This is a genomic window from Natronolimnobius sp. AArcel1 (assembly GCF_011043775.1).
In the GTDB taxonomy this organism is placed as follows: Archaea; Halobacteriota; Halobacteria; order Halobacteriales; family Natrialbaceae; genus Natronolimnobius.
In genome coordinates this window covers 393,591-413,497 of sequence record NZ_JAAKXY010000006.1, presented here as the reverse complement: position 1 = coordinate 413,497, position 19,907 = coordinate 393,591, and the positions used below count along the sequence as shown (strand labels likewise).

General features: G+C 60.4%; 24 protein-coding genes and 1 pseudogene. 11 read left to right on the top strand and 14 right to left on the bottom strand.

All coding sequences use genetic code 11. From position 1 onward, the window contains the following. Positions 1-3: 3 nt before the first annotated feature. The 3 genes from G6M89_RS19700 to G6M89_RS19690 form a co-directional block, all read right to left on the bottom strand. On the bottom strand, positions 4-1,365 hold the full coding sequence (locus tag G6M89_RS19700; protein ID WP_165163603.1) for a PGF-pre-PGF domain-containing protein: 1,362 nt from the start codon (positions 1,363-1,365) through the stop codon (positions 4-6). Beyond that, entirely contained in the window at positions 1,362-2,483 is a 1,122-nt protein-coding gene (locus G6M89_RS19695) for a polysaccharide deacetylase family protein (RefSeq protein ID WP_241175448.1), read from the bottom strand. The genes G6M89_RS19700 and G6M89_RS19695 overlap by 4 nt, the downstream gene beginning before the upstream one ends. 262 nt (positions 2,484-2,745) lie before the next feature. Continuing rightward, positions 2,746-3,366 carry a metal-dependent hydrolase gene (locus G6M89_RS19690; protein ID WP_165163676.1) on the bottom strand — a complete coding sequence of 207 codons (621 nt, stop codon included), beginning with the start codon at positions 3,364-3,366 and terminating at the stop codon, positions 2,746-2,748. Positions 3,367-3,615: 249 nt separating this feature from the next. On the opposite strand from G6M89_RS19690, the gene G6M89_RS19685 reads away from it, so the two are divergent. The 3 genes from G6M89_RS19685 to G6M89_RS19675 all read left to right on the top strand — a co-directional run bounded on the left by G6M89_RS19685 (position 3,616) and on the right by G6M89_RS19675 (position 5,092). Next, on the top strand, positions 3,616-3,966 hold the full coding sequence (locus tag G6M89_RS19685; RefSeq protein ID WP_165163602.1) for a winged helix-turn-helix domain-containing protein: 351 nt from the start codon (positions 3,616-3,618) through the stop codon (positions 3,964-3,966). Next, a complete protein-coding gene (locus tag G6M89_RS19680) occupies positions 3,963-4,274 on the top strand; it encodes a hypothetical protein (protein ID WP_165163601.1) in 312 nt (103 codons plus the stop codon). The genes G6M89_RS19685 and G6M89_RS19680 overlap by 4 nt, the downstream gene beginning before the upstream one ends. 440 nt (positions 4,275-4,714) lie before the next feature. Beyond that, the gene (locus tag G6M89_RS19675; RefSeq protein ID WP_165163600.1) at positions 4,715-5,092 is read left to right on the top strand and encodes a universal stress protein; all 378 of its coding nucleotides are present in this window, start codon (positions 4,715-4,717) and stop codon (positions 5,090-5,092) included. Positions 5,093-5,111: 19 nt separating this feature from the next. On the opposite strand, the gene G6M89_RS19670 is transcribed toward G6M89_RS19675, so the two are convergent. Both G6M89_RS19670 and G6M89_RS19665 read right to left on the bottom strand, forming a co-directional pair. Continuing rightward, complete coding sequence (locus tag G6M89_RS19670) at positions 5,112-5,513, bottom strand: universal stress protein (protein WP_165163599.1); 402 nt, start codon at positions 5,511-5,513, stop codon at positions 5,112-5,114. A 40-nt stretch (positions 5,514-5,553) separates the two neighbouring features. Then, positions 5,554-6,024, bottom strand: coding sequence for a hypothetical protein (locus G6M89_RS19665; protein ID WP_206335630.1), 471 nt, complete (start codon positions 6,022-6,024; stop codon positions 5,554-5,556). Positions 6,025-6,168: 144 nt separating this feature from the next. On the opposite strand from G6M89_RS19665, the gene G6M89_RS19660 reads away from it, so the two are divergent. Next, entirely contained in the window at positions 6,169-6,990 is an 822-nt protein-coding gene (locus G6M89_RS19660) for an aminoglycoside N(3)-acetyltransferase (protein ID WP_165163598.1), read from the top strand. A gap of 177 nt (positions 6,991-7,167) precedes the next feature. On the opposite strand, the pseudogene G6M89_RS22915 reads toward G6M89_RS19660, so the two are convergent. Together G6M89_RS22915 and G6M89_RS19650 are read right to left on the bottom strand one after the other, a co-directional pair. Further along, a pseudogene (locus G6M89_RS22915) lies at positions 7,168-7,302 on the bottom strand (type II toxin-antitoxin system RelE/ParE family toxin); the annotation flags it as partial. Further along, positions 7,295-7,579: a ribbon-helix-helix domain-containing protein gene (locus G6M89_RS19650; RefSeq protein ID WP_165163597.1), complete on the bottom strand. Its 285-nt coding sequence runs from the start codon at positions 7,577-7,579 to the stop codon at positions 7,295-7,297. The pseudogene G6M89_RS22915 and the gene G6M89_RS19650, both read right to left, overlap by 8 nt. 237 nt (positions 7,580-7,816) lie before the next feature. Here G6M89_RS19650 and G6M89_RS19645 point away from each other — a divergent pair, with 237 nt between their 5' ends. From G6M89_RS19645 to G6M89_RS19630, 4 genes are all read left to right on the top strand, one after another. Beyond that, positions 7,817-8,062 carry an AbrB/MazE/SpoVT family DNA-binding domain-containing protein gene (locus tag G6M89_RS19645; RefSeq protein WP_165163596.1) on the top strand — a complete coding sequence of 82 codons (246 nt, stop codon included), beginning with the start codon at positions 7,817-7,819 and terminating at the stop codon, positions 8,060-8,062. After that, positions 8,059-8,442, top strand: a complete 384-nt coding sequence (locus G6M89_RS19640; protein WP_165163595.1) for a PIN domain-containing protein — start codon at positions 8,059-8,061, stop codon at positions 8,440-8,442. Before G6M89_RS19645 ends, G6M89_RS19640 begins: the two co-directional genes overlap by 4 nt. 143 nt (positions 8,443-8,585) lie before the next feature. Next, positions 8,586-8,825, top strand: a complete 240-nt coding sequence (locus tag G6M89_RS19635) for a hypothetical protein (protein WP_165163594.1) — start codon at positions 8,586-8,588, stop codon at positions 8,823-8,825. Then, positions 8,822-9,175: a type II toxin-antitoxin system PemK/MazF family toxin gene (locus G6M89_RS19630; RefSeq protein WP_165163593.1), complete on the top strand. Its 354-nt coding sequence runs from the start codon at positions 8,822-8,824 to the stop codon at positions 9,173-9,175. Before G6M89_RS19635 ends, G6M89_RS19630 begins: the two co-directional genes overlap by 4 nt. 308 nt (positions 9,176-9,483) lie before the next feature. Here the strand turns inward: G6M89_RS19630 and G6M89_RS19625 are convergent, their stop codons facing one another. Continuing rightward, positions 9,484-9,807, bottom strand: a complete 324-nt coding sequence (locus tag G6M89_RS19625) for a chorismate mutase (RefSeq protein ID WP_165163592.1) — start codon at positions 9,805-9,807, stop codon at positions 9,484-9,486. Continuing rightward, positions 9,804-10,676, bottom strand: a complete 873-nt coding sequence (locus tag G6M89_RS19620) for a shikimate kinase (protein WP_165163591.1) — start codon at positions 10,674-10,676, stop codon at positions 9,804-9,806. Before G6M89_RS19620 ends, G6M89_RS19625 begins: the two co-directional genes overlap by 4 nt. A gap of 105 nt (positions 10,677-10,781) precedes the next feature. Between G6M89_RS19620 and G6M89_RS19615 the strand changes: the two genes are divergently transcribed. Together G6M89_RS19615 and G6M89_RS19610 are read left to right on the top strand one after the other, a co-directional pair. Then, on the top strand, positions 10,782-11,255 hold the full coding sequence (locus G6M89_RS19615; RefSeq protein ID WP_165163590.1) for a DUF5796 family protein: 474 nt from the start codon (positions 10,782-10,784) through the stop codon (positions 11,253-11,255). A 2-nt stretch (positions 11,256-11,257) separates the two neighbouring features. Further along, positions 11,258-11,503, top strand: a complete 246-nt coding sequence (locus G6M89_RS19610; RefSeq protein WP_165163589.1) for a hypothetical protein — start codon at positions 11,258-11,260, stop codon at positions 11,501-11,503. A 25-nt stretch (positions 11,504-11,528) separates the two neighbouring features. Here the strand turns inward: G6M89_RS19610 and G6M89_RS22640 are convergent, their stop codons facing one another. Further along, positions 11,529-11,663, bottom strand: coding sequence for a hypothetical protein (locus G6M89_RS22640; protein WP_255488558.1), 135 nt, complete (start codon positions 11,661-11,663; stop codon positions 11,529-11,531). A gap of 142 nt (positions 11,664-11,805) precedes the next feature. On the opposite strand from G6M89_RS22640, the gene G6M89_RS19605 reads away from it, so the two are divergent. Further along, complete coding sequence (locus G6M89_RS19605) at positions 11,806-14,031, top strand: AAA family ATPase (protein ID WP_165163588.1); 2,226 nt, start codon at positions 11,806-11,808, stop codon at positions 14,029-14,031. A 39-nt stretch (positions 14,032-14,070) separates the two neighbouring features. Here G6M89_RS19605 and G6M89_RS19600 read toward each other — a convergent pair whose 3' ends face one another. The 4 genes from G6M89_RS19600 to G6M89_RS19585 form a co-directional block, all read right to left on the bottom strand. Then, positions 14,071-16,320: a catalase gene (locus tag G6M89_RS19600; protein ID WP_165163587.1), complete on the bottom strand. Its 2,250-nt coding sequence runs from the start codon at positions 16,318-16,320 to the stop codon at positions 14,071-14,073. 166 nt (positions 16,321-16,486) lie between these two features. Then, positions 16,487-16,693, bottom strand: coding sequence for a hypothetical protein (locus G6M89_RS19595; RefSeq protein WP_165163586.1), 207 nt, complete (start codon positions 16,691-16,693; stop codon positions 16,487-16,489). A gap of 137 nt (positions 16,694-16,830) precedes the next feature. Then, a complete protein-coding gene (locus tag G6M89_RS19590; protein ID WP_241175445.1) occupies positions 16,831-17,301 on the bottom strand; it encodes a hypothetical protein in 471 nt (156 codons plus the stop codon). Beyond that, complete coding sequence (locus G6M89_RS19585) at positions 17,298-19,823, bottom strand: penicillin acylase family protein (protein ID WP_206335629.1); 2,526 nt, start codon at positions 19,821-19,823, stop codon at positions 17,298-17,300. Before G6M89_RS19585 ends, G6M89_RS19590 begins: the two co-directional genes overlap by 4 nt. Between the last annotated feature and the right edge of the window lie 84 nt (positions 19,824-19,907).

The window sequence follows — 19,907 nt, the reverse complement described above, 5'->3', positions numbered from 1 at the left end:
TCGTTACTGGCTCAACCGCGTGCGGGCGGCGAGTGCAACACAGAGTACCGCAAGGGCGCTCAGTGCGCTGCCGACCGCGAAGCCAGGCATCGAGGATGCACCATCGTCATCAGCGCCGCTCGAGTCCGTCCCGTCCGCCGAATCATCGTCAGTCAACTGTTCTTGTTGCTCGCCGATCATGAGCCCCTCGAGCGACGAGATGTCTGCGCTGTAGCGATACTCCGAGCCAGTCTGGTCGGTGACCGACGTTGGCACCTGTTCCCACTCGTCGCCATCGGCTTCGTACAGTGCAACCTCATCCGGCGAGAGCTGGTGTTCCTCGAGCGTATCCGCATCGACGCTGAACGAGACCGTCGCGCTCGAGTCCTCGAGTGAGTCACTGGTGACTGAAAGCGAGGAGAACGTCTCGATATCGCTCGGGGTGTCGGGGAGGCCATCAGCGTCGTTTGCGAACGTTACGGAGCCGTTGCCGTCGACGTCGGTCATCGTGATGTCGTCGAACGTGGCGACCGAATCGGTGCCGGAGAGTGGCTGGAGTGCGATCTCGTCGGACGCGTCCGCGCCGTCGATGGTGGCGGTGAGTTCGTCTGTGTCGCCGTCACCCGGCTGGTCGTAGCTAACCGATGGGCCATCACACGATCCAGTTCGGATCGTCACTGGCTCGTCGAGGTCGAGGTCGGTCCGGTCTGGGTCATCACTATCGCCCGAGAGGACCTCCCAGTCGTCGATCGTTCCGTTCTCGTGGAAGTCCGGGTCGTAAATGTCTTCAACATCGTAGAGTGCCGCGTCCTCGTTGAACGCTGGGTGAATCGTCATGGCGAAGTCATCGTTGAGTCCACCCTGAATCGCGCCGCCGTCGGTTCGCGCCTCGCTCCAGATCCAGTCAGCACCGAGCCAGCCATCCTCGTCGTACCACTCAACCATGTTCTCCTCACTATCGTAGAGGTCGTCCTGGACGACCCACTCTGCCTCGGCAGGCGCACCCGTAATCTCGAAGGTTGCAACGCCACCCGTCGTGTCGCCATCAACCTGGTCGTGGATCATGACGAGGCTCATTCCATCAGTGCCTTCGTGGAGGAACAGCACGCTCGTATTGTCCTCTTGTAGGTGTTCAGTGCCATAGGAACTGTACATCCGATCAACATCCTCCGGATGCGTCTCGTGGTTCCGGTAGTCATAGAACGCCTCGACAGTGCCACTCGAGGTCAGTGCCTCGATCGGGTAGCACTCGCCGTCCTGTTCGACGACATGCTCGTCGTTTGCCGACGGTTGGGTGCTCGAGGCTGCAACTGGCTGGGCCACTGCCGCGATCCCGCCAAAGGCAACGAGCGCGACCAGTGCAACCGCGATCACTTTCTCGTTCATGGTTCACCTCGGACCGCTGAGACACCAGTTGGTGGCGCCTCCTCAAGGAGGCGGTTCTGCTCGGCGTGCTGACTCGACTGTGGTCGCTCGTGTGTCGAATGCTCGAGTTCATGCTCACGTTCGCGCGTGCGCTCGCGTTCGCTCTCGAGTTCCAGCGCCGTACAGAACTCGCCGGGCGAGCCAACCCACGCACCTAACTCGAGTGCGCGTTCGACGACCCACCGATACAGCGCCCGGTGACCGGGATACTCCTGTTCGTTGAAAAAGCGCGGATGCCAGAGCACGGTCATCACGCCGCCGTGGTTCATCGCCTCGAGCAGCAGTCGCTCGCAGGTCCGCTGAGCAGCGTCGAACGTCGTCGCGGGATCCGGCAGCGCCTGATCCATCACTGTCAGTGGGAAGACGACGAACTCATCGCCAAACGGCCGCACCGGGTGATAGCCCTCATGAAAGCCACACTCAGTGCTCGAGCCTAAACTCGCGTCGTACTCGAGGCCGATTGCGCGGTGATGGTGCCACGTCTCGGGGTTCTCGAGTCGCAGATGGTGTTGGCGTCCGCCACGAATCGGTTTCTCGAGGACGGACTCGAGGAGGGTTTTCTCTTCACGGAGTCGCTCGCGGTCGGTTGCCGTGTGATACGAGCCGTGAAGGCCAACCTCCCAGCCGCCCTCGTCGAGCGTCTGGATTACGTCGATAATCTCGGGCGCGGTCACGTCGTACCGGCCGAGGTGTTGCACCCAATTTGCTGGCGAGAGCCACTCTCGAGGCGAGCGGTCTGCGAGGAGGTGCTGTTCGTTCAGGAAGTAAAACGCCGACCGAACACCCAGCTCGGCCTCGAGTTCCATGATTTCCTCGAACTGCCAGTAGGGATTCGAGCGATCGAGTGCCGACCGGAGGTGATAGGCGGGACGGTCCTGTGTCGCGTAGTACAACGACCGGATGCCCTTATACGGCCGGTCGACATCGTGGGTCAGACAGAGGGCGAACTCCGCATCGCCGGGAAGTGTCTGGACACGAGCTGGCTCGAGCAGTTCAGTCGCGGCGGTCGTCGGCGAGACCGGAACGTTCGAGTTAGTCGACTCGGCTGCGCTGGCGCTCAAGTCGGTCGTATCAGGCATGATTCCACCCACCGGCGAGTGCCGGTCGTTCGTGTCGATGAATTCCGAGGGGGTGCCCGCGTGGAAGCCGCTGCTGTGAGGAGGGGGACCATTGCAGCAACTCACGAGGGGCGTGCGTCGAAAATCGATCACACCGGTTCGTATCGCTCATTACAGCTAGACTCTCATCGGAAACAGGAGGATAGTAAATGACGACATTATCCAGTGAATGGATGTCCATACCGGCAACAGGTTTGGCTGGGATCTGACGACGATATGCGAGTCACCGAGTCCGGTCGTCGCGGGTTGTCCGACCTGAAAGAAGACCACGGAGTCTGTGTCCGACCCAGTACAACGGTTCACGGAGAACCGGCGCGCCATCATACAGCCAGAGCAGGCCGACGAAGCCCGCTAATCCGAGCTGTATCCACATGTACGTCGAGAGATCGCCCGCGAGCAGGTCCTGCTGATATCGGGTGAACAGCAGCCAGAACTGGTCGGTAAAGCCCTGCCCGTGGTCGTGTTCGGTTACCGTCTCGAGCGGCCAGAGCATCAGTTCCGGATGGGCCTGTCCCTCCCGAACGTAGCCATCGAGGACGTCCGAGGGAAGATGGAGCAGATATCCCAACCCGAATGCGACGCCAGCCGACCCCCGTCCCGCCCAGTGGGCGAGCACGCCAACCGCAATCGAGAGCGGAACGGCGAAAAAGATCGAGTGCCCAAGCGCATAGCCCGTCTGAAAGACGCCGTACTCCCACGCCAGCGGCTTATCGATTATATCTGGTAAGACGGACGCAAACACCGCTGCAAACGCCTCGAGTCCGGTCGGCGAGCGCCGAAACACGAGGTGACAGAACAGTGAATACGCGAGATAGCCAACAATTGCGTGTTCCCACGGCCACATCATCGATACTCAGCGACTTTGTGGGGTTAGTTATGGCCTGGATACCGGTCGTACTCGTTCATCTGGGCTGTGCTCTCACTCACCAGTATATCCAACGTTGTCCATCACGTACGGACAAAATACTCCCTCGAGAAGGACTGTTCCTCGAGTGAGTTGTGCGAACACCACTCACTCTTCCGATACTGAGTGTTTTCTGGGTCAGAAAAACCGGACTGCTTTTGATACTCATACCAGAACGATCAGCTACCAGTGAGTGAGGAGCCTGATCTTTCGACGGTGCTCGCCATTCTCGACGACGAGTACGCGCGGGACATCCTCACACATACGAGCGTCGAACCCATGTCTGCCAGTACCTTGAGTGAGCGGTGTGACGCATCCCTCCCGACGATCTATCGCCGACTCGACCGCCTCGAGGAGTGTCGCCTCGTGACCGAAGAAACCGAACTCGCCTCGGACGGAAACCACTATAGCGTCTACAGCGCGAATCTGGATCGGCTAGAGCTCTCGCTCGAGGATGGGGCGTTCGATCTCGAGTTGAGCTACGAGGATGATGGCGACGTTGCGGACAAGTTCACTCGCATGTGGGAGGGGATGCGATGAGCAACGGCCGCATCTGGGTCGCTGATGCCACGCTCTTCGAGCTCTTGACCATCGCGAGTCTCTTTCTCGTCGCGCTGATCGGCACGATCATCGCGTACCAAGCCTACCGCGGCTACCGGCGCAATGATGCCTCGTCCATGCTGTATCTCGCCGTTGGCTTGCTCCTGTTGACACTGTGTCCGTTCCTCGTCAACGTCGTCACCACCAGTTTCACGACGGTTGATCAGATCGTGACAGTCTTCCTCGAGAACGTGAGCCGGCTGCTCGGGCTGCTCGCGATTATGTACTCGTTGTACGGACGTCACTGAGGCTGGTTAGTTTTGGTAGCGCTATGGGTGCTGTCTGGCAGAGCGGTGCGACTTGCTCGCAGGAGAAATGCGACATCGAAACCACCAATCGTGAGGGCCGAAGCGAGTGAACGAGCAGACAGTCGACCGTTCCCGGCACACGAGTGGGGCAGTGTGTCCCGAGTGCGGTCGACGGAATCGTGGTGGCGAGCCACGAGGGGAAGTGATCAAACGACCAGACACGATATGTGGGGCAGCTCGTGTCGTGTGGAGAGCAGTCGTCGTTCGATCGATGATCGGGCAGTGTCGAGACGTGCGCAGTCGGGCATCACACGCCTCTATCACTCCCTTTCGGTGCGACCATAATAGAGCTACAAGGGCGTTTTCTGAGTCGGAAAACGCGTGGAACAGACCGACCGTCCGACCGCAGGGTATTGGTCAGCCCGCGTTTATCCTCTCTTATGCAGTATCTCGCCGGCACCGATTCCGTCCACACAACCGCTGCACTCTGTGACTACCTCGAGGGCCGTGCCACAAGCGACGACGCCGTCACAGTCGTTGCCACCGTCGACGAGACAACCGCCCCCCAAGATGCTCGAGAAGCCCTGACTGTCGCCCCAGTCCGCCTCGCAGGCGTTGGAAGCGTCGAAACTGCTGTCCACGAAGGTAGTCCCGAGTCGGTATTGCCAGCAGTTGCCGACGAAATCGGTGCTGACGAACTCCTCGTCGGCGCTTACAGCGGGAATCCGGCTGCAACCGCCACCGTCGGGTCGACGACGACGGCACTGCTCGAGCAAACGACCCGCCCAGTTGTTGTTGTCCCAATTCCGGAACTATAGCGCGGTCACAGTCGCAGCCCTACTCGACGATCAACACCGGCGTGGTTGCGTCCGCCGAGACCTGCTCCGAGACACTCGTTCGCAGGAATCGCTCGAGACCGCGATTGCGCCCCATCACGATCAGATCGATTCCGTGTTGCTGTGCGTAATCGAGAATTGCTTCGTGGCGCAGTCCGTGGCGAACCATCGTCTCGACGTCGGTGACGCCAGCCTCGGCCGCCTGTCCGGCGACGTAATCAACGGCTTCGCTGCCGGCGTCCTCGAGATCGCTGAACTCCATTCCCGGCGCAATCGCACTCGAGTGGATGATATACAACGCGTGCAAGGTTGCCCCGTGGACACCTGCGAGGTCAATTGCCTCCTCGATTGCGCGCTCGGTGTTCGCACGGCCGTCAGTCGGGATGAGGATATCGTCGTACATAGCTTACGTCAGCTGTCAACACTGAAAATTCGGTCGACAGTTAGTCGGTATTGGGAAACGGCTCCTCAAGGTCGATAGCTGCGTGTCTCTCACGAACAGCCTCGATGTAGGCCTCGAGAGTCGGATTTACAGCCGAAACGTCACCTGTGCCAGGAACCGAGGGGCCTGGGTCACGAAAGCCCTCGACACCGGTCACAATCGGCCCGTAGGCGAATTCGACGTCGCTGAACGCTGATGATGCAGTGACGGTTCGATCGCCGTCAACGCTGCCAACCGGTTCCGTGATCGTCCCGACGAGTCCCGACTCGTCCCACCAGCATACCGCGAGCAACACGTCCTCGAGATTGCCCGAAATGCGTACCGTTTCTGGTCCTTCGAACGCAATCGTGACGCCATCTGTCTCCGTCTTCTGGCGCGTCGAATCCGTTTCGGCTCGGTTCTGGCCGCCGTCGGTTCGCAACTGGCACACTCGTCGATCCGCCGTCGTCTCTCGTCGACCGAACGTGGACATAGATGCGTGTTTGCCAACTCTGCGTATCAATCATTTTTCAGCATTTGATGAGAGTCACCGTGACGAGAAACTGTCTATCCAGTCCGTTCATTTCGGTCTCACGGCACCCGAATATTCAACTACGCGTCCTGTGACACTCGAGGTATGAGCGAAGCGGATGCGATTGCGCGCGTTGCAGAACCAGCGACCGTTGCCTCTCTTGTCTCCGACCTCCGTGACCTCGGTGTTGGAGCCGGCGATACCGTGTTTGTCCACTCGTCACTGAGCGCCCTCGGCTGGGTCTGTGGCGACGCACCTGCTGTCATCGAGGCGCTCCAGACCGTACTCACTGACGCTGGCACGCTCGTCATGCCAACTCACTCGTCTCAGTACACCAATCCAGCCGACTGGGGAGCACCTCCCGCCCCCGACGACTGGATCGAGACCATCCGCGAGGAACGGCCAGCCTACCGCCCCGAGACCACACCGACTCGAGGCATGGGCGCGATTCCCGAATGCTTCCGAAACTATCCCGGTGTTATCCGCAGTGCCCACCCGACCGTTTCCGTTGCGGCGTGGGGTGCAGACGCCGACGCCATCACCGGCGACCACGCCCTCGATTACGGCCTCGGCGAATCCTCGCCACTTGCGCGACTGTACGACCACGACGCCAGCGTCCTGATGCTTGGCACCGGCCACGAAACCAATACGTCGCTGCACCTCGCCGAACACCGTGCAGCAATCTCACTCGAGACGACGACCAATCGCGTCCCGATCATCAGAGACGGCGAGCGCGTCATGGTCGAGTACACACTCCTTGACGGTCACACAGACGACTTTGCCGACCTCGGCGCGGCGTTCGAACGCTGCGTCGGAGTCACCGAGGGACCGGTGGGTGCTGCAAATGCAACACTCGCATCACAGCGGGCGCTCGTCGATTTCGCCGTCGACTGGCTCGAGGAACATCGCGAATCTTCCGAACAGTAAGCACTGAAACGCCGATTTCGTGGCGTACTGGCGATCAATAGCCTTCCACTCGAGAGCAGATAGGGTAGTACAAGAAACGTTCAGACGCTGCAGGTATCTATCAGGATAGGAACACGCTGTTGGGAAACGTAAGCGGAGAACATCGTGATCCACGAACTGCGAAGTGAGTGGTAGGCGTGGTGGGTCGCGCCACGGAGAATCGACGATTTCCTCGGGTTTATCGATAATACGTTGCTGCTCGTCCGGATTGAGCGCATTGAGGTCGTCCTGTGCGCTCGATGCGAGTTCCCACGCCCACCCGTCGTCACTCATTCGTGTCGCCAGTACCGAATCGTTCGCGCGCTTCTTCGGCGCTCATCGTCCGTTCTTCACGAACGTCCTCCTCCGCTTGGAGGAGTGCAACGAGCTCATCGCGGTCGAACGTGGGGTGTTCGACGGCATCGCGTAAGGTATACCGAATAAATTCGCTCCGGCTGTTAAATCCTCGTCCTTGCCACGTGTCTTCGATCTCGTTGAGAAACGACCGTGTGACTTTAAAGTTTACCGTGACGATCTCGTCGTCGCCGTTGTTTGTGGCCGTTTCGGACATACATTTGTATTACCTGCGTGTTACTGTAGGTGTTTCGGCGTCCGAACGCTGAAGCTATTGGCGAGGAGAAACAGTAGTAAATCCGTGAAACCAGTATCGTTTGCTACCGATTCTCGCGCTGCTCGACCTTGTTCAGATAGATAATATCCAATGTGCGAACAGATAAAAACTGATGACTGTACCATTGGTTCCCTGTTGGTGGTAAGATTCTTTGTCTATGGCATCATAGTCATATCTATGTCAGCAAAAACGGACGGGCAGGGGAGGCTGTACATCCCCAAAGACGTACGAGAAAAATACGGTGAAAAGTACCATATCGTCACGTACGAGGATAGAATCGAACTTGTTCCGGTTGCGGACGACCCGCTCGCTGCGGTCCGCGAAGCGGCAGGCGAGTTACGTGACGCGTCCATCGACGATATTCGGGTGGACATCGAAGCAGAAGCGAAAGCCGAGGCCCGCGAGAACGGGGACGATAGATGACGGTCTACGTCGAAACTGACTTTTTACTTGCACTTGCCAAAGACTCGGACTGGTTGCAGCAATCAGCAGAAGAAGCACTCGACGAGTACGACGTAGAAACGTCAGCATTCTCCTATCTCGAACTCCTTCTCGCCCGAGAACGGTACGAGTTTGATTACGTCCCACTCGTGGCAAATTTGCTCGAACTCGTTCCTGTCCGAGACGAGGAAGAACGACAAATCGTTCTGAAGGCCGTCAACTACTACGACGAGGGAATGACGGCGTTCGATGCGTTCCACGCCGCGACTGCAGAAACACGTACGCTAAACGTGCTCTCATCGGAGAAAGATTACGAGGACATCGAGGTGGAACGAGTCCCGTTAGAACCGGCTGATGAATGACATAGGCCTATGCCGAGTGTTACCTATCCTCACGCTGCTCTACTTTGTTCAAGTAGATGAAATCCATGGTACGAGTCACAGAAAATATCTACCGTGGGTAATAGTGGGCAATACTTATTCAGCCGTAGGGCCAAGTCGGTAACATGACGAAAGTAGATGCTCGGGACCTACGAACTAACGAGACCGATGACCGAGGTCGAATCTATCTCGGAACGGAGTACGCGAACAAGCGTGTGACCGTCGCCGTCGTCAAGGTGGAATCTGGCCATCCCGACGAAGATGAACTGGCTGCCGCGTACCGCGAAGCTTCGGAGAGTGCGGAAGAGTTTGCGGAAGAGTGGAATGAAGCGTCGGACGAGGCGTGGGACGGACTGAATAAATGAGCGAGGACTCGGAAATTCGTCGCGGCAACGTGGTTATCGTTCGACTCGATCCCGCTGAAGGACACGAAATGAAGAAAACTCGTCCTGCGGTAGTCGTCCAGAACGACGTTGGGAATAAAAATGCTAGTACGACTATCGTTGCACCTGCAACGAGGACATATCGAGGCTATCCGTTCGAGGTCCTCGTCGAAGCAGCGGACTCGCCGCTCGAGAAAGATTCCTCGATTCGCCTCGATCAAGTTCGTGTCGTTTCCATCGAAAAACGGATTCGCTCGGTGCTTGGAAGCCTCGACACAGAGTCGATGGAGGCAGTGGACGAAGCGTTAACATTGAGCCTCGGACTGGACTGACGTGTCCACTGTGATCAGTATAGGCGAACCTCTTTTCGCCTCGGGTGCGCTTCGCGCACCGCTCGACGAAAACCCGTTCATGCCAAAAAGCCGGTCTCGCTTCGCTCGACCGGCGAATCGCGCTCACTACCGGGTCCTTCGGACCGCTCGTTCGCGCGAATGCGCGTGTTCGATTCGCACGTGTAGTGTCCGCTGGTTCTGGTGATCGGTCTACTGCTCAATTCGTTCAACACGAACCAACTGAACAGCAACCGGACGATTTCTAATCGCTTATTGGGCGTTACACGCGCTTAGAAACTCGATTAGTGCTATCTACTATCCCTTTGCTCAACCTTGTTCAACTCGATCAACAGCCGGAAGATCGCCTTCACCAGATTCGCATCCACATCAAACTGCTCTGCGTTGTTCCCTGCTCGAGCCATGACCTGCTCTTCTTGTTTCTCGTCGGTGGTCGGAAGGTCTCGCTCGTCTTTGACCTGTGCAATAGTATCTGCGACGTAGGTTCGCTGGGCGATCAGTTCGACGATTTCGCGGTCGATAGTCTGGATCTCCTCGCGGAGTTCGTCGAGGCTCATCTCGTCGGGGGTTCGCTGCTCTGTGCCGCCGTCTGTGGCTGTGTCGTCTCGAGTCATTGTATATGTGTGCCGTCCGTTCGCGTTTGCAGTAATCGTGTCGTTCCGTCGCGGGCGGCCCACTTCTCTTGGACCGCCTCGAGTGTCTCGCGGTCGCCGACGGCGACGTAGCTCGGGCCGGTTCCAGAGAGGGAGACGCCGTCGACATTGGGGAGGGCTTCGACCATCGGGGCGGCCGAGAACTCGAGGGCGCCACAGAACGCGAAGCCGTTGACGGTCATGGCCTCGCCGTAGCGGCCATCGAGTGCGAGTTCTTCGACGAGTCGGGCCATCGGCGCGATTCGTTCGCAGGCTGCGGCGTCGGTGTCGGCGCTGTAGGCGCGCTCCGGTGGGGTGTAGACGAGTGCGTCCCACTGGACCGCTTCACGGGCGAGCAGTTCGTCGCCCAAATTGTTCGTGACGGTGACGCCGCCGAGCATGCTGGCGCTTGCGTCGTCGAACGCGCCGGTGACGGTGACGCCGGCATCGCGAGCGGCGCGAACGCCAAGTCGGCAGGCGTCGATCCGGTCGATGGCGTCGCCAATCTCGAGGGCGTCAAGCGTGGCCAGAACCGTCGCGTTGGCTGCGGCGCTCGAGCTTTTTAGGCCGGAGGCCATCGGAACCTCGCTTTCGGTTTGGATACGGGCACCGACTGTGTCGGCGTTCAATCCGGCGCGGTCTGCGTACTCCTCGATCGTGAATTCAGCACAGCGCTCGACGAGTGTCGTATCGGCGTCGGGCTGGCCATCGACCTCGCCGACGTACTCGCCGTCGTCGGTGAGTTCGACGGTGGCGGTCGTCTCGAGGTCGATTGCGAACGCGGAGCCGACTCCGGTCGCGAGTGCGTTAAGAACCGTCCCGGCGGCGGGTGCAACGGCGCGGCCGTCCATGGTGACACACTCACACAGCGTGTATTTACGGCTGGCGATTGCGATTCGGTCGCCCCCTTCCGGTCAAACACACGGCTTTTCCCGATACCAGTCGAAGACGGGATAATGAGCGCACGCAACAACGTTGCGCCGAGTACGATCGGCGTCGACTTCGTCGAGGGTGGGATCGTCGTCGAGTATCTCGACGGCCGGGATGTGTTCTACCACGGGCCACCACAACCCGTCGAACGGGCGATTACAACGCCGCCTGGCAAGGACGTCCATGTTCTCGTCACCGATCCCGACGGCATCGAAGGCGTCATGACGTACGTCAACGACCGCGACACCCACGACAACATCCTCGAGACGACCGGCGTCGGCCGCGTGATGCTCGAGGCGAACGACGAGGAGGTGCTGTTTCCGGGCGTCAGCGTTACGACGGAGGCGTACTCGATTCGCGTCGAGGCGGATCTCTCACTCGTCGACGGCCGTGTCTTTGTCTTTGCGGAGGACGAGATGAGCGAACACGCCTACGAACTGGTCGCTGCGGATGAGTCGGCTACTGAGGAGGATGAAGCGGATGGCGAGGAGGGCGTCTAAACATGCCGCTGCAGAAACCCTGGCGCGACCTCGAGCGGGCGACCGTCTCGAGTGCGCCTGATCGGCCTGGCGTCTACGAACTCGGGACTGCCGATGGAACCGTCCAGTCGGTCGGAGACGGGATTCTCCGCGATGAACTCAAGACGGCGCTGGCCTACGGCGACGGCGACCAGGTTCGCTGGGAGGAGACACACACCCGCGAGCAGGCTCAAGACCTCGCGGCTGAACACCGCGAGCGACTCGAGTAGGGACTGTGATGCTGGCGTCGCGTGCTCACTGAATGTAGGACGGATCGGTGCCGTCACAGTGTTTTTCGTGTTCGGTTGCATCCGACTGCTCGTCGAAGAGCAAGCCACAGGTCTCACACTCGAACCACGTGGCGTCGTCGCGCTCGGTCTGGACCACCATGCCAGACGATGAGACAGCGATAACCAAATGCGTTTCACCGGCACAGTCCGAGGTTCGGTGACGATTTGCTGTGCTAACCGGTCAGTTGCCGAGATAGAATTGTTGGGAAATTCTCAAGACGGGGGCCACGAAAGACGTGCGTATGAGTGGGTCGGATTCGGACGGCGTTTCGCTGTCAGTACGAGCCGCGGAGAAACGAGATGCTGGCCGCGGCGTGGCACGCATTCCCGAACTCGCGCGCCGGCAACTCGGCGTGTTGAGCGGCGACACGGTCGTTATCGAGGGTGATGCAGAAACCGTCGCGAAGATGTGGCCGGCCGATCCGTCGGTCCCCGAAAACGTCGTCCAGATCGACGGCGATACGCGCGCAAACGCCGGCGTTCACGTCGGTGACACCGTTACCGTCCGGACGAAAGACAAATCCTCGATTCAGGAAGCCGACCGCGTCACACTGCGAGCGCCGCCTGCCGTCTCGAGCGACCAGCGCCGCCTCGCCGAGCGCGAAGCGACGAAGAAACTCCGCAATCGCCCCGTCCGCTCGGGCGAGCAAATCCGCGTCGAAGGACTCGGCCAGGAACCGTTCAAAGTCATCGATACCGATCCCAACGGCGACGTTCGCATCTCGAGTACGACCACGATCCGGATCGTCGACGCGAGCGGGTCCCCAACAGCGAGTTCGAACACAGCGAACGCCTCGAGCGGCACAAACAAGTCTGCCTCGGGCGGATCGGGAGCGTCCACGAGTGACGCCGCAGCCGACGCTGATATCGAGAGTGAGACAGCCGGGTCGGGCGTTACCTACGAGGATATCGGTGGGTTAGACGAGGAACTCGAACTCGTCCGGGAGATGATCGAACTGCCGCTGTCGGAGCCGGAACTGTTCCAGCGGCTGAGTGTCGATCCGCCATCGGGTGTCTTGCTGTATGGCCCGCCAGGAACCGGGAAAACGCTGATCGCCCGCGCGGTCGCGAACGAAGTCGATGCGAACTTCGAGACGGTCTCCGGTCCGGAGATCATGTCGAAGTACAAAGGCGAGAGCGAAGAACGCCTGCGGGAGGTGTTCGAGGAAGCCGAAGCGGACGCGCCAACGATCATCTTCTTCGATGAAATCGACTCCATCGCAGGCCAGCGCGACGACGACGGGGACGCCGAAAACCGCATCGTCGGCCAGTTACTGACGCTGATGGACGGCCTCGACGCCCGTGGCGAAGTGATCGTCATCGGCGCGACCAACCGCGTCGACTCGATTGACCCCGCCCTGCGTCGTGGCGGCCGCTTCGACCGCGAGATTCAGATCGGCGTCCCCGACGAACAGGGTCGCAAGGAGATTCTCGAGGTTCACACCCGTGGGATGCCCCTCGGGGACGACGTCAGTGTAGAGGCAATCGCTCGGCGCACACACGGCTTCGTCGGCGCGGATCTCGACGGCGTCGCAAGTGAGGCCGCGATGGCAGCCATCCGTAGCCGCCCGACCGAAACCGACGAGCGCGACGAATGGAATCGAAATCCCACAGTCCAAAAGCGACACTTCGACGAGGCACTCGCCTCAATCGAACCATCGGCGATGCGCGAGTACGTTGCCGAGTCGCCAAACACGGACTTTTCAGACGTTGGTGGCCTCGAGGAGGCCAAACAGACCCTTCGCGAGTCCGTCGAATGGCCGTTGACCTACGATCAACTGTTCGAGAAAACGAACACAGATCCGCCATCGGGCGTCTTGCTGTATGGCCCGCCAGGCACAGGAAAAACGTTGATGGCGCGCGCGTTAGCGGGTGAAACAGATGTGAACTTCGTCCGCGTCGACGGTCCCGAAATCATCGACCGCTACGTTGGCGAGAGCGAAAAGGCCATCCGCGAGGTGTTCGAACGCGCCCGGCAGTCCGCGCCGTCGATTGTCTTCTTCGACGAAATCGACGCCATCACCGCCGCTCGAGGCGATAGCCATGAGGTCACCGAGCGCGTCGTCTCTCAACTCCTGACCGAACTGGACGGCATGCGCGAGAATCCGAATCTCGTCGTCCTCGCGGCGACCAACCGCAAGGACTTCATCGACCCTGCCTTGCTCCGACCCGGACGACTCGATACGCACGTCCTCGTCGGCGAACCGACCGCCGAAGCCCGCGAGAAGATTCTCGAGGTTCACACCCGCGGCAAACCACTTAGCGACGATGTCGACATCACGGACCTCGCAGCCGATCTCGAGGGCTACACCGGTGCGGATCTCGAGGCGCTGGTTCGGGACGCCTCGATGAAAGCCATTCGAGAAGTCGCGGACGAATGCGAGCCAGATGAGGCGAACGAGAAGGCTGATGAGGTGGTTATCGAGCGACGACACCTCGAGGCTGCTCGAGAGGACGTAGACGTATAGGGGCGTCTATATCAGTCGAAAACAAACCGACGGAAACGCCTATGCCGGCACTTCCTCCGGCTCTCGGTCCCAGTGACGGTGCTGGGCAATGGCATCGCGGAACGCTTCGGCGAACTCCTCGAGATCGTCGTTGCGACAGGTGACGACACCGGTATCCGAGACGAGGTCGCCGTCGTCGGCGATGTCGGTGTCTGGCAGGTCGACTGCCTCGAGAAGCTTCGTCCCCTCACCGACTGCCGCGATTGGCTTGTAGTGTTTGAACGCCTCCGCAACGAAGTGTTTCGGCGAGCCCTGCTGGCGCATGGCGTCGACGCTCTCGCTGCCGCCAGGGATGAGGACTGCGTCGAACGAGACCGAGGCCGCCGCGACGTGGTGTTTGTCCGGTTCGACGGTCTCGCCGTTGGCTCCCGACTTCTCGCCGAGGACTTTCGAGATGATCTTGACTCGAGCGCCCTCCTCTTCTAAGGCCGAGCGAAGCTCCGAGACGTGGTCGTCATCGAAGCCATCGTCGATCAGCATCGCAATTTTGCGGGTTTCGATAGTGTCCGGCGTCCGATTTTCCATGCTGAGCGAGGGATCTTCTCGGTCGTGGTCTGGCATCTCGTCGCCGGGTGACTCGGGCGGTTCGACGCCGATTCCGTCCGCAACGCGTTTCGCAAACTCGTGGTCAACGTTGTTGAACAGGTCGTAGACCATCCGCTCGCGGATCTCCATGCGGTCGACCTTCCCGAGTTCGAAGTGGGCAGCGTCGACGATGATCTGCTTTTCGGGCTCGGACATGCTGTTCCAGAACAGCCGTGCCTGTGTGAAGTGGTCCCCGAAGCTGTCGCTGCGGTTTCTGATTTTCTTGCCGTCTATCTTCTCGGCGAAGTGCTCGTAGCCGCCTTCTTCCTCGGGAACCTCCTGTGGGTCGTCGTCGCCGATGGAATTGGGTTTGTAGGAGGCTTTTCCCTCGTTGATCTCCTGGCGCATGAAGCCGGCGCGCTGGTTGTTGTGCCGTTCGGCGATGGGCCGGTTGATCGGAATTTCGTCCCAGTTGGCACTGCCGAAGCGGTTGAGCTGGGTATCCTGATAGGAGAAGAGTCGTCCCTGAAGGAGCGGGTCGTTCGAGAAGTCGATCCCCGGAACCACGTTTCCGGGGTGGAACGCGACCTGCTCGACTTCGGCGAAAAAGTTGTCCGGTGTCTCGTTCAGCACCATCTTGCCAATCGGCCGGACCGGGACTTCGGTCTCGGGGACAATCTTCGTCGGATCGAGGACATCGAAGTCGAACTCCTCGGCTTGCTCCTCGTCGAAGATCTGCACGCCGAGTTCCCACTCGGGGTCGTACCCCTCCTCGATGACGTCGTAGAGACCTTTTCGGTTGAAATCCGAGTCCTTGCCCCAGAGCTTCGTCGTTTCGTCCCAGACGAGCTGGTGGGTGCCGAGTTTGGGCGTCCAGTGGAATTTGACGAATACAGCGTCGCCGTCGTCGTTGACCAGTCGGAAGGTATGGACGCCGAAGCCCTGCATCATCCGGTACGCGCGGGGAAGTGCCCGTCCCGAAAGGACCCACATAATCATATGCGTGATCTCGGGCTTGAGCGAGGCAAAATCCCAGAACGTGTCGTGGGCCGCCGAGGCCTGCGGAATCGCATCGTCGGGTTCGGGTTTAATCGCGTGAACCAGATCGGGGAACTCCATCGCATCTTGGATGAAAAAGGGCGGCATATTGTTCCCGACGAGGTCCCAGTTGCCCTCCTCCGTGTAGAACTTCGTCGCAAAGCCTCGAACATCTCGAACAGTGTCCGAGGAGCCTCGAGAGCCCACAACGGTCGAAAACCGAGTGAACACCGGTGTCTTCTGGTCTGAATTCGTGAGGACTTTGGCCTTCGTTATCTCCTCGAGATCGTCGTACTCGTCACCCAAATCCGGGTCCTCGTATGGCTGGAAGTAACCGTGTGCACCCGTTCCGCGGGCGTGGACGACCCGCTCCGGGATCGACTCGTGGTCGAACTGAGTCATCTTCTCCCGGAAGTGGAAGTCCTCCATGATCGTCGGCCCGCGCTCGCCCGCCTTCAGGGAGTTGTCCGTATCGCTGATCTTCACGCCGTGATCAGAGGTGAGGTCCTCTCCCTCCGGGTTTTCGCGTACGTCCTCGAGTTGGTCCTGCTTGCTCGCCTCGTCGACTCCGTCAGTATCATCGCTCGTGCCGGGCTGGCTCGAGCCGCCGTCTGTTGCGGCCTCTGGGTTGGAGTCTGTCGTCGATTCCTCATGGCGCGTGTCGTCGGTTGGAGTCTCGTCTGACATGGCTCGGTGTAGTCGGTGACGTGGCGGTCGTCCCTGACCGCCAGAACCCACGGACAAGCGTGGTGGCGGGTATCAAGTTGGCACCGACCAGCGCCATAAACGATGGCTGTTACGTTGCAGGCCGTACCGGGGCTTCTACGGGATCAGCAGAGTAGAGACCCCACAGTTAGTAGCCACCATAGCCATCGAAACAGCGCCCGCAGCGATTGATCGCGCGCTCGTCCGCCGATTCCGACTCGAGGTCGGCCTCCTCGAGTGGGTGGACCTCGCGATGGGTGACGTGTCTGAGCGCACCGCAGTCAGCCACCTGGTCGCCGGTGTCGTGACGCGCCCGGTGAACGGTGTTCGTCGATTCATTGAGAATGAGTCGCATACCCGATGGACGTACGAAGGTGTCATAGGACCCCACCGTGAGAGTGCCGTACGGCTCCTACTGACGGTTCGGATCGATTTGACATGCAGCTGTCGTCCAGGTGCAGATGTGGTACTGACTGGCCGCACCAGTCTCTGTTAGAGGACCACTCTGCTCAGCGACCCAAGCACTGCCAGTCCGACTGCGCTTGCACCTGTCGCGTAGACAACTGGCGTCATCTCGAGGACAACGCGTGTCGTCTCCCCAAGCGTGAGCGCGAACGCGCCAAGCGCGAGGAGTCCAAAGGCAACGCCACCCAGTATGGCTCGCGTCCGCGTCGGTGACACCAGCCCGACCGCTGCGCCCCCGGCGACGAGTCCAAGCCAGTGGACCCACGCAAGTACGAGTCCGATACTGACGCAGAGACAAAGCGCACCTGCGTGGACGCCGGACTCCGTTCTGGCGCGCTCAAGGAGCGCCAGTGCCTGCGACGCTAGCGGTGAGCGGTGGTGCTGTTCCTGTCGGCTGTCGTGCGTGGCAGTACTGGATCTGTCTGGCGTGTCAGTCACGTCGTCGGTATCGCTCCCTGCGACATCATCGTCCGATGGCGACGCGTGTGGCTCGGTCATTGATCGCCCCCAGCTGCGGCGTCGGTTGCAACGAACGTCGCATCGGCCTCGCCATCGGTTCGTCCGGTTCTTGTCATCGACTTTTGGTCGCCGTCGAGCCACAACTGGAGTTGATCGTCGTAGTGTGGGGAGAAGTAATCACCCGAGTTCCCGCCGGGAAGAATCGCCGTTGCGTCACCGCCGGGTTCAACGATCATCCGCCAACTCGCTCCGACGCCGCTTTCGACCCGATAGTTCTTGACCGTCGCGACGGAGCCATCCGCTGGGCGCTCTTCGTAGTCCAGAAACGGCGCTTCGACGCTGAACGGATGCTCGAGCGTCCGAGTCGAGTTCCAGTCGCCGTAGGTGTCCCACCCCTCGGCATCGATCTCCTCGAGTGCGTCTCGCAGTGCTGCCACCATTGTATCCGCACGCGTGCGCTCGTCGAACCATCGGCTCTCGGACTCGAGACCTGCGAGCACCCAGTCGTTCGGATAGTACGACTCGTCAAGTTCGTGGTCGGCAAACGCCGGCTCGAAAACGGCCTCGCGGTAGTGGGCCAGCCAGCGGGCAAACACCAGCGCAGGTGACGAGTCGCGGGCCATTCGCGCATCCCACGCCTCGAGTGTGGCGGCCGCGTCGGCCACGCGATCGTCGATTGTCTCGTCTTCGGCGACTGCCTCGAGTAACGCGGGACGGAACTGCTCGACTCGGCCATCGACGATATCGTTCTGCAGGTCGCGATGGAAATCGAAATCAGTCGGCTCGCCCGACTCGAGGCGGTCGCTGAGTCGCTCTGCGATGCGGGCACCGCGATATGGCGTTGCGTAGTCGACACCGATGTAGTGGTCAGGATCGTCGACGACGCGCTGGTTCGCCGTTGCGAGGACGTCTGCGTCGATCGCGTGTGGCTTCTCCTCGAACGGGACAAACCCTTCCCACGAGGACTCACCGAAGGGCGTAAACCCGTCCCACTCGCCCTCGCCCGCAGAGCCGTCGAAGACCTGATTGCCAGCGACTGGGTCGCCATCGATGCGACGAATCGGCAGTTTGCCAGTCGCATAGTACAGCGTCCGGCCGTCAGCGTCCGCATAAACCAGATTCTGCGTCGGCAGGTCGAACTTCCGGGTTGCATCGAGTACGTCCTCAAGGCCGTCGCTGCGTTCGAACTCGTAGATCGCTTCCGTCGTTCGGGTTGCAGTGTGGCCTGTCCAGGCGACGCCGACCGTCTGGCCCTCGCGCTCGAGGACGGGGCCGTGGACGGTCTTTTTGAGGTGGATCGTTTGGTTCTCACCGCCGGAAACGACGAGTTCGCGGGTTTCAGTGTCGAACTCACGCCACTCGCCGTCGTAGTAGTACTCGTCGGCGTCAGTCGCCGTCTCGAGGTCGTCGCTCGCGTTGTCCGTCTCAGTTGTGTCGGACGAGTCGGACGCCGATTCGCGTAGATCGTACTCATAGCAGTCGAGGACGTCCGCCCCGACGTTGGTAAAGGACCAGACGCCAGTCTCGTTCGCTCCTGCAATGACGAACGGGACGCCGGGAAACGTCGCGCCGCGAACGGAGACGCGTGGCGTCTCGACGTGTTGTTCGTACCACAGCGGCGGCGTCATCAAGGAAAGATGCGGGTCGTAGGCGACAATTGGGACCCCGCTTTCGGTGTGTTCGCCTCCCACCACCCAGCTATTCGAGCCGACACCCGGCGGTGACTCGAAGCCTGAAACCCAACTCGCCAGTTCGTGGCCAACACTGTGCTCACCCGTCGCTTGCCCTTCGGTACTCCCGAGCGAACGCACATGCTCTGTCTCGCCAAGGTGAGTGAATTCAGTCTCCTCGAGTCGGTCCCCCTCGATGTCGTCGTGCAGAATGGGGACCTCGTGATCCAGAGACTCGGGATACAACTCCTCGAGGATGTCTGCACCCAGTCGCTCCGCGATCACCTCGCGGCGAAGTTCGCTGAAGTTCCCCGTCAGGTCCCACGAGATTTGTTTTTCCATCAACAGCGTATCGACAGGCGTCCACTCGCGGGGTTCGTACCCCAGTAACTCGAACTCGAGTGGGAGCTGTTCGCCGTCGATGGCGGCGTTGACGCCGGCGGCGTAGGCCTCGATGAGTGGCCCGGCGGGCGTCTCACGAACGAGGTCCCAGGTTGCTTCAGCGGCACTGGCGAAGTCCATCATCGTGTAAAATCGGTCGTCGGAGACCGTTGCCTCGCCAGCGAGTTCGGAGACCTGCCCGCGCATAACGCGCCGTTGGATATCGAGTTGGAACAGGCGGTCAAACGCCTGCACGTAGCCGACGGCAAACGACGCGGCCTCGTCCGTCTCAGCCGCAATCGTCGGGACGCCGTACTCGTCATAGTGGACAGTGGCGGGTCCGTGCGGACTCTCGACCTGCGATGAGAGGTCCCGATCGGCTGCGTCCCAGGCCCGACCCGAAAGCGGCGCAACGGTCTCGAGGAGGTCACTCACGGAGTGCAGTGACAGCCCACCAACGCCTGCAGCAAGCGCTCCCGCGAGTAGGCCACGCCGTGTCGTCTCGTTCATCACAATCGCTAGCAGAGACCAGTATCTCGGCCCCCATAACTGTCAGGTTGCCCACCCCACATTCGTCAGTGACGAACTCGAGGC

Excerpts from the sequence above, each read along its gene's own strand:
- G6M89_RS19640 (WP_165163595.1), top strand. The coding sequence starts at position 8,059 with ATGACGGTCTACGTCGAAACTGACTTTTTACTTGCACTTGCCAAAGAC.
- G6M89_RS19660 (WP_165163598.1), top strand. The coding sequence starts at position 6,169 with ATGAGCGAAGCGGATGCGATTGCGCGCGTTGCAGAACCAGCGACCGTT.
- G6M89_RS19630 (WP_165163593.1), top strand. The coding sequence starts at position 8,822 with ATGAGCGAGGACTCGGAAATTCGTCGCGGCAACGTGGTTATCGTTCGA.
- G6M89_RS19690 (WP_165163676.1), bottom strand. The coding sequence starts at position 3,366 with ATGTGGCCGTGGGAACACGCAATTGTTGGCTATCTCGCGTATTCACTG.
- G6M89_RS19665 (WP_206335630.1), bottom strand. The coding sequence starts at position 6,024 with ATGTCCACGTTCGGTCGACGAGAGACGACGGCGGATCGACGAGTGTGC.
- G6M89_RS19590 (WP_241175445.1), bottom strand. The coding sequence starts at position 17,301 with ATGACCGAGCCACACGCGTCGCCATCGGACGATGATGTCGCAGGGAGC.
- G6M89_RS19635 (WP_165163594.1), top strand. The coding sequence starts at position 8,586 with ATGACGAAAGTAGATGCTCGGGACCTACGAACTAACGAGACCGATGAC.
- G6M89_RS19585 (WP_206335629.1), bottom strand. The coding sequence starts at position 19,823 with ATGAACGAGACGACACGGCGTGGCCTACTCGCGGGAGCGCTTGCTGCA.
- G6M89_RS19645 (WP_165163596.1), top strand. The coding sequence starts at position 7,817 with ATGTCAGCAAAAACGGACGGGCAGGGGAGGCTGTACATCCCCAAAGAC.
- G6M89_RS19675 (WP_165163600.1), top strand. The coding sequence starts at position 4,715 with ATGCAGTATCTCGCCGGCACCGATTCCGTCCACACAACCGCTGCACTC.
- G6M89_RS19695 (WP_241175448.1), bottom strand. The coding sequence starts at position 2,483 with ATGCCTGATACGACCGACTTGAGCGCCAGCGCAGCCGAGTCGACTAAC.
- G6M89_RS19605 (WP_165163588.1), top strand. The coding sequence starts at position 11,806 with ATGAGTGGGTCGGATTCGGACGGCGTTTCGCTGTCAGTACGAGCCGCG.
- G6M89_RS19625 (WP_165163592.1), bottom strand. The coding sequence starts at position 9,807 with ATGACTCGAGACGACACAGCCACAGACGGCGGCACAGAGCAGCGAACC.
- G6M89_RS19610 (WP_165163589.1), top strand. The coding sequence starts at position 11,258 with ATGCCGCTGCAGAAACCCTGGCGCGACCTCGAGCGGGCGACCGTCTCG.
- G6M89_RS19680 (WP_165163601.1), top strand. The coding sequence starts at position 3,963 with ATGAGCAACGGCCGCATCTGGGTCGCTGATGCCACGCTCTTCGAGCTC.
- G6M89_RS19670 (WP_165163599.1), bottom strand. The coding sequence starts at position 5,513 with ATGTACGACGATATCCTCATCCCGACTGACGGCCGTGCGAACACCGAG.
- G6M89_RS22640 (WP_255488558.1), bottom strand. The coding sequence starts at position 11,663 with ATGGTGGTCCAGACCGAGCGCGACGACGCCACGTGGTTCGAGTGTGAG.
- G6M89_RS19650 (WP_165163597.1), bottom strand. The coding sequence starts at position 7,579 with ATGTCCGAAACGGCCACAAACAACGGCGACGACGAGATCGTCACGGTA.
- G6M89_RS19595 (WP_165163586.1), bottom strand. The coding sequence starts at position 16,693 with ATGCGACTCATTCTCAATGAATCGACGAACACCGTTCACCGGGCGCGT.
- G6M89_RS19620 (WP_165163591.1), bottom strand. The coding sequence starts at position 10,676 with ATGGACGGCCGCGCCGTTGCACCCGCCGCCGGGACGGTTCTTAACGCA.
- G6M89_RS19615 (WP_165163590.1), top strand. The coding sequence starts at position 10,782 with ATGAGCGCACGCAACAACGTTGCGCCGAGTACGATCGGCGTCGACTTC.
- G6M89_RS19600 (WP_165163587.1), bottom strand. The coding sequence starts at position 16,320 with ATGTCAGACGAGACTCCAACCGACGACACGCGCCATGAGGAATCGACG.
- G6M89_RS19700 (WP_165163603.1), bottom strand. The coding sequence starts at position 1,365 with ATGAACGAGAAAGTGATCGCGGTTGCACTGGTCGCGCTCGTTGCCTTT.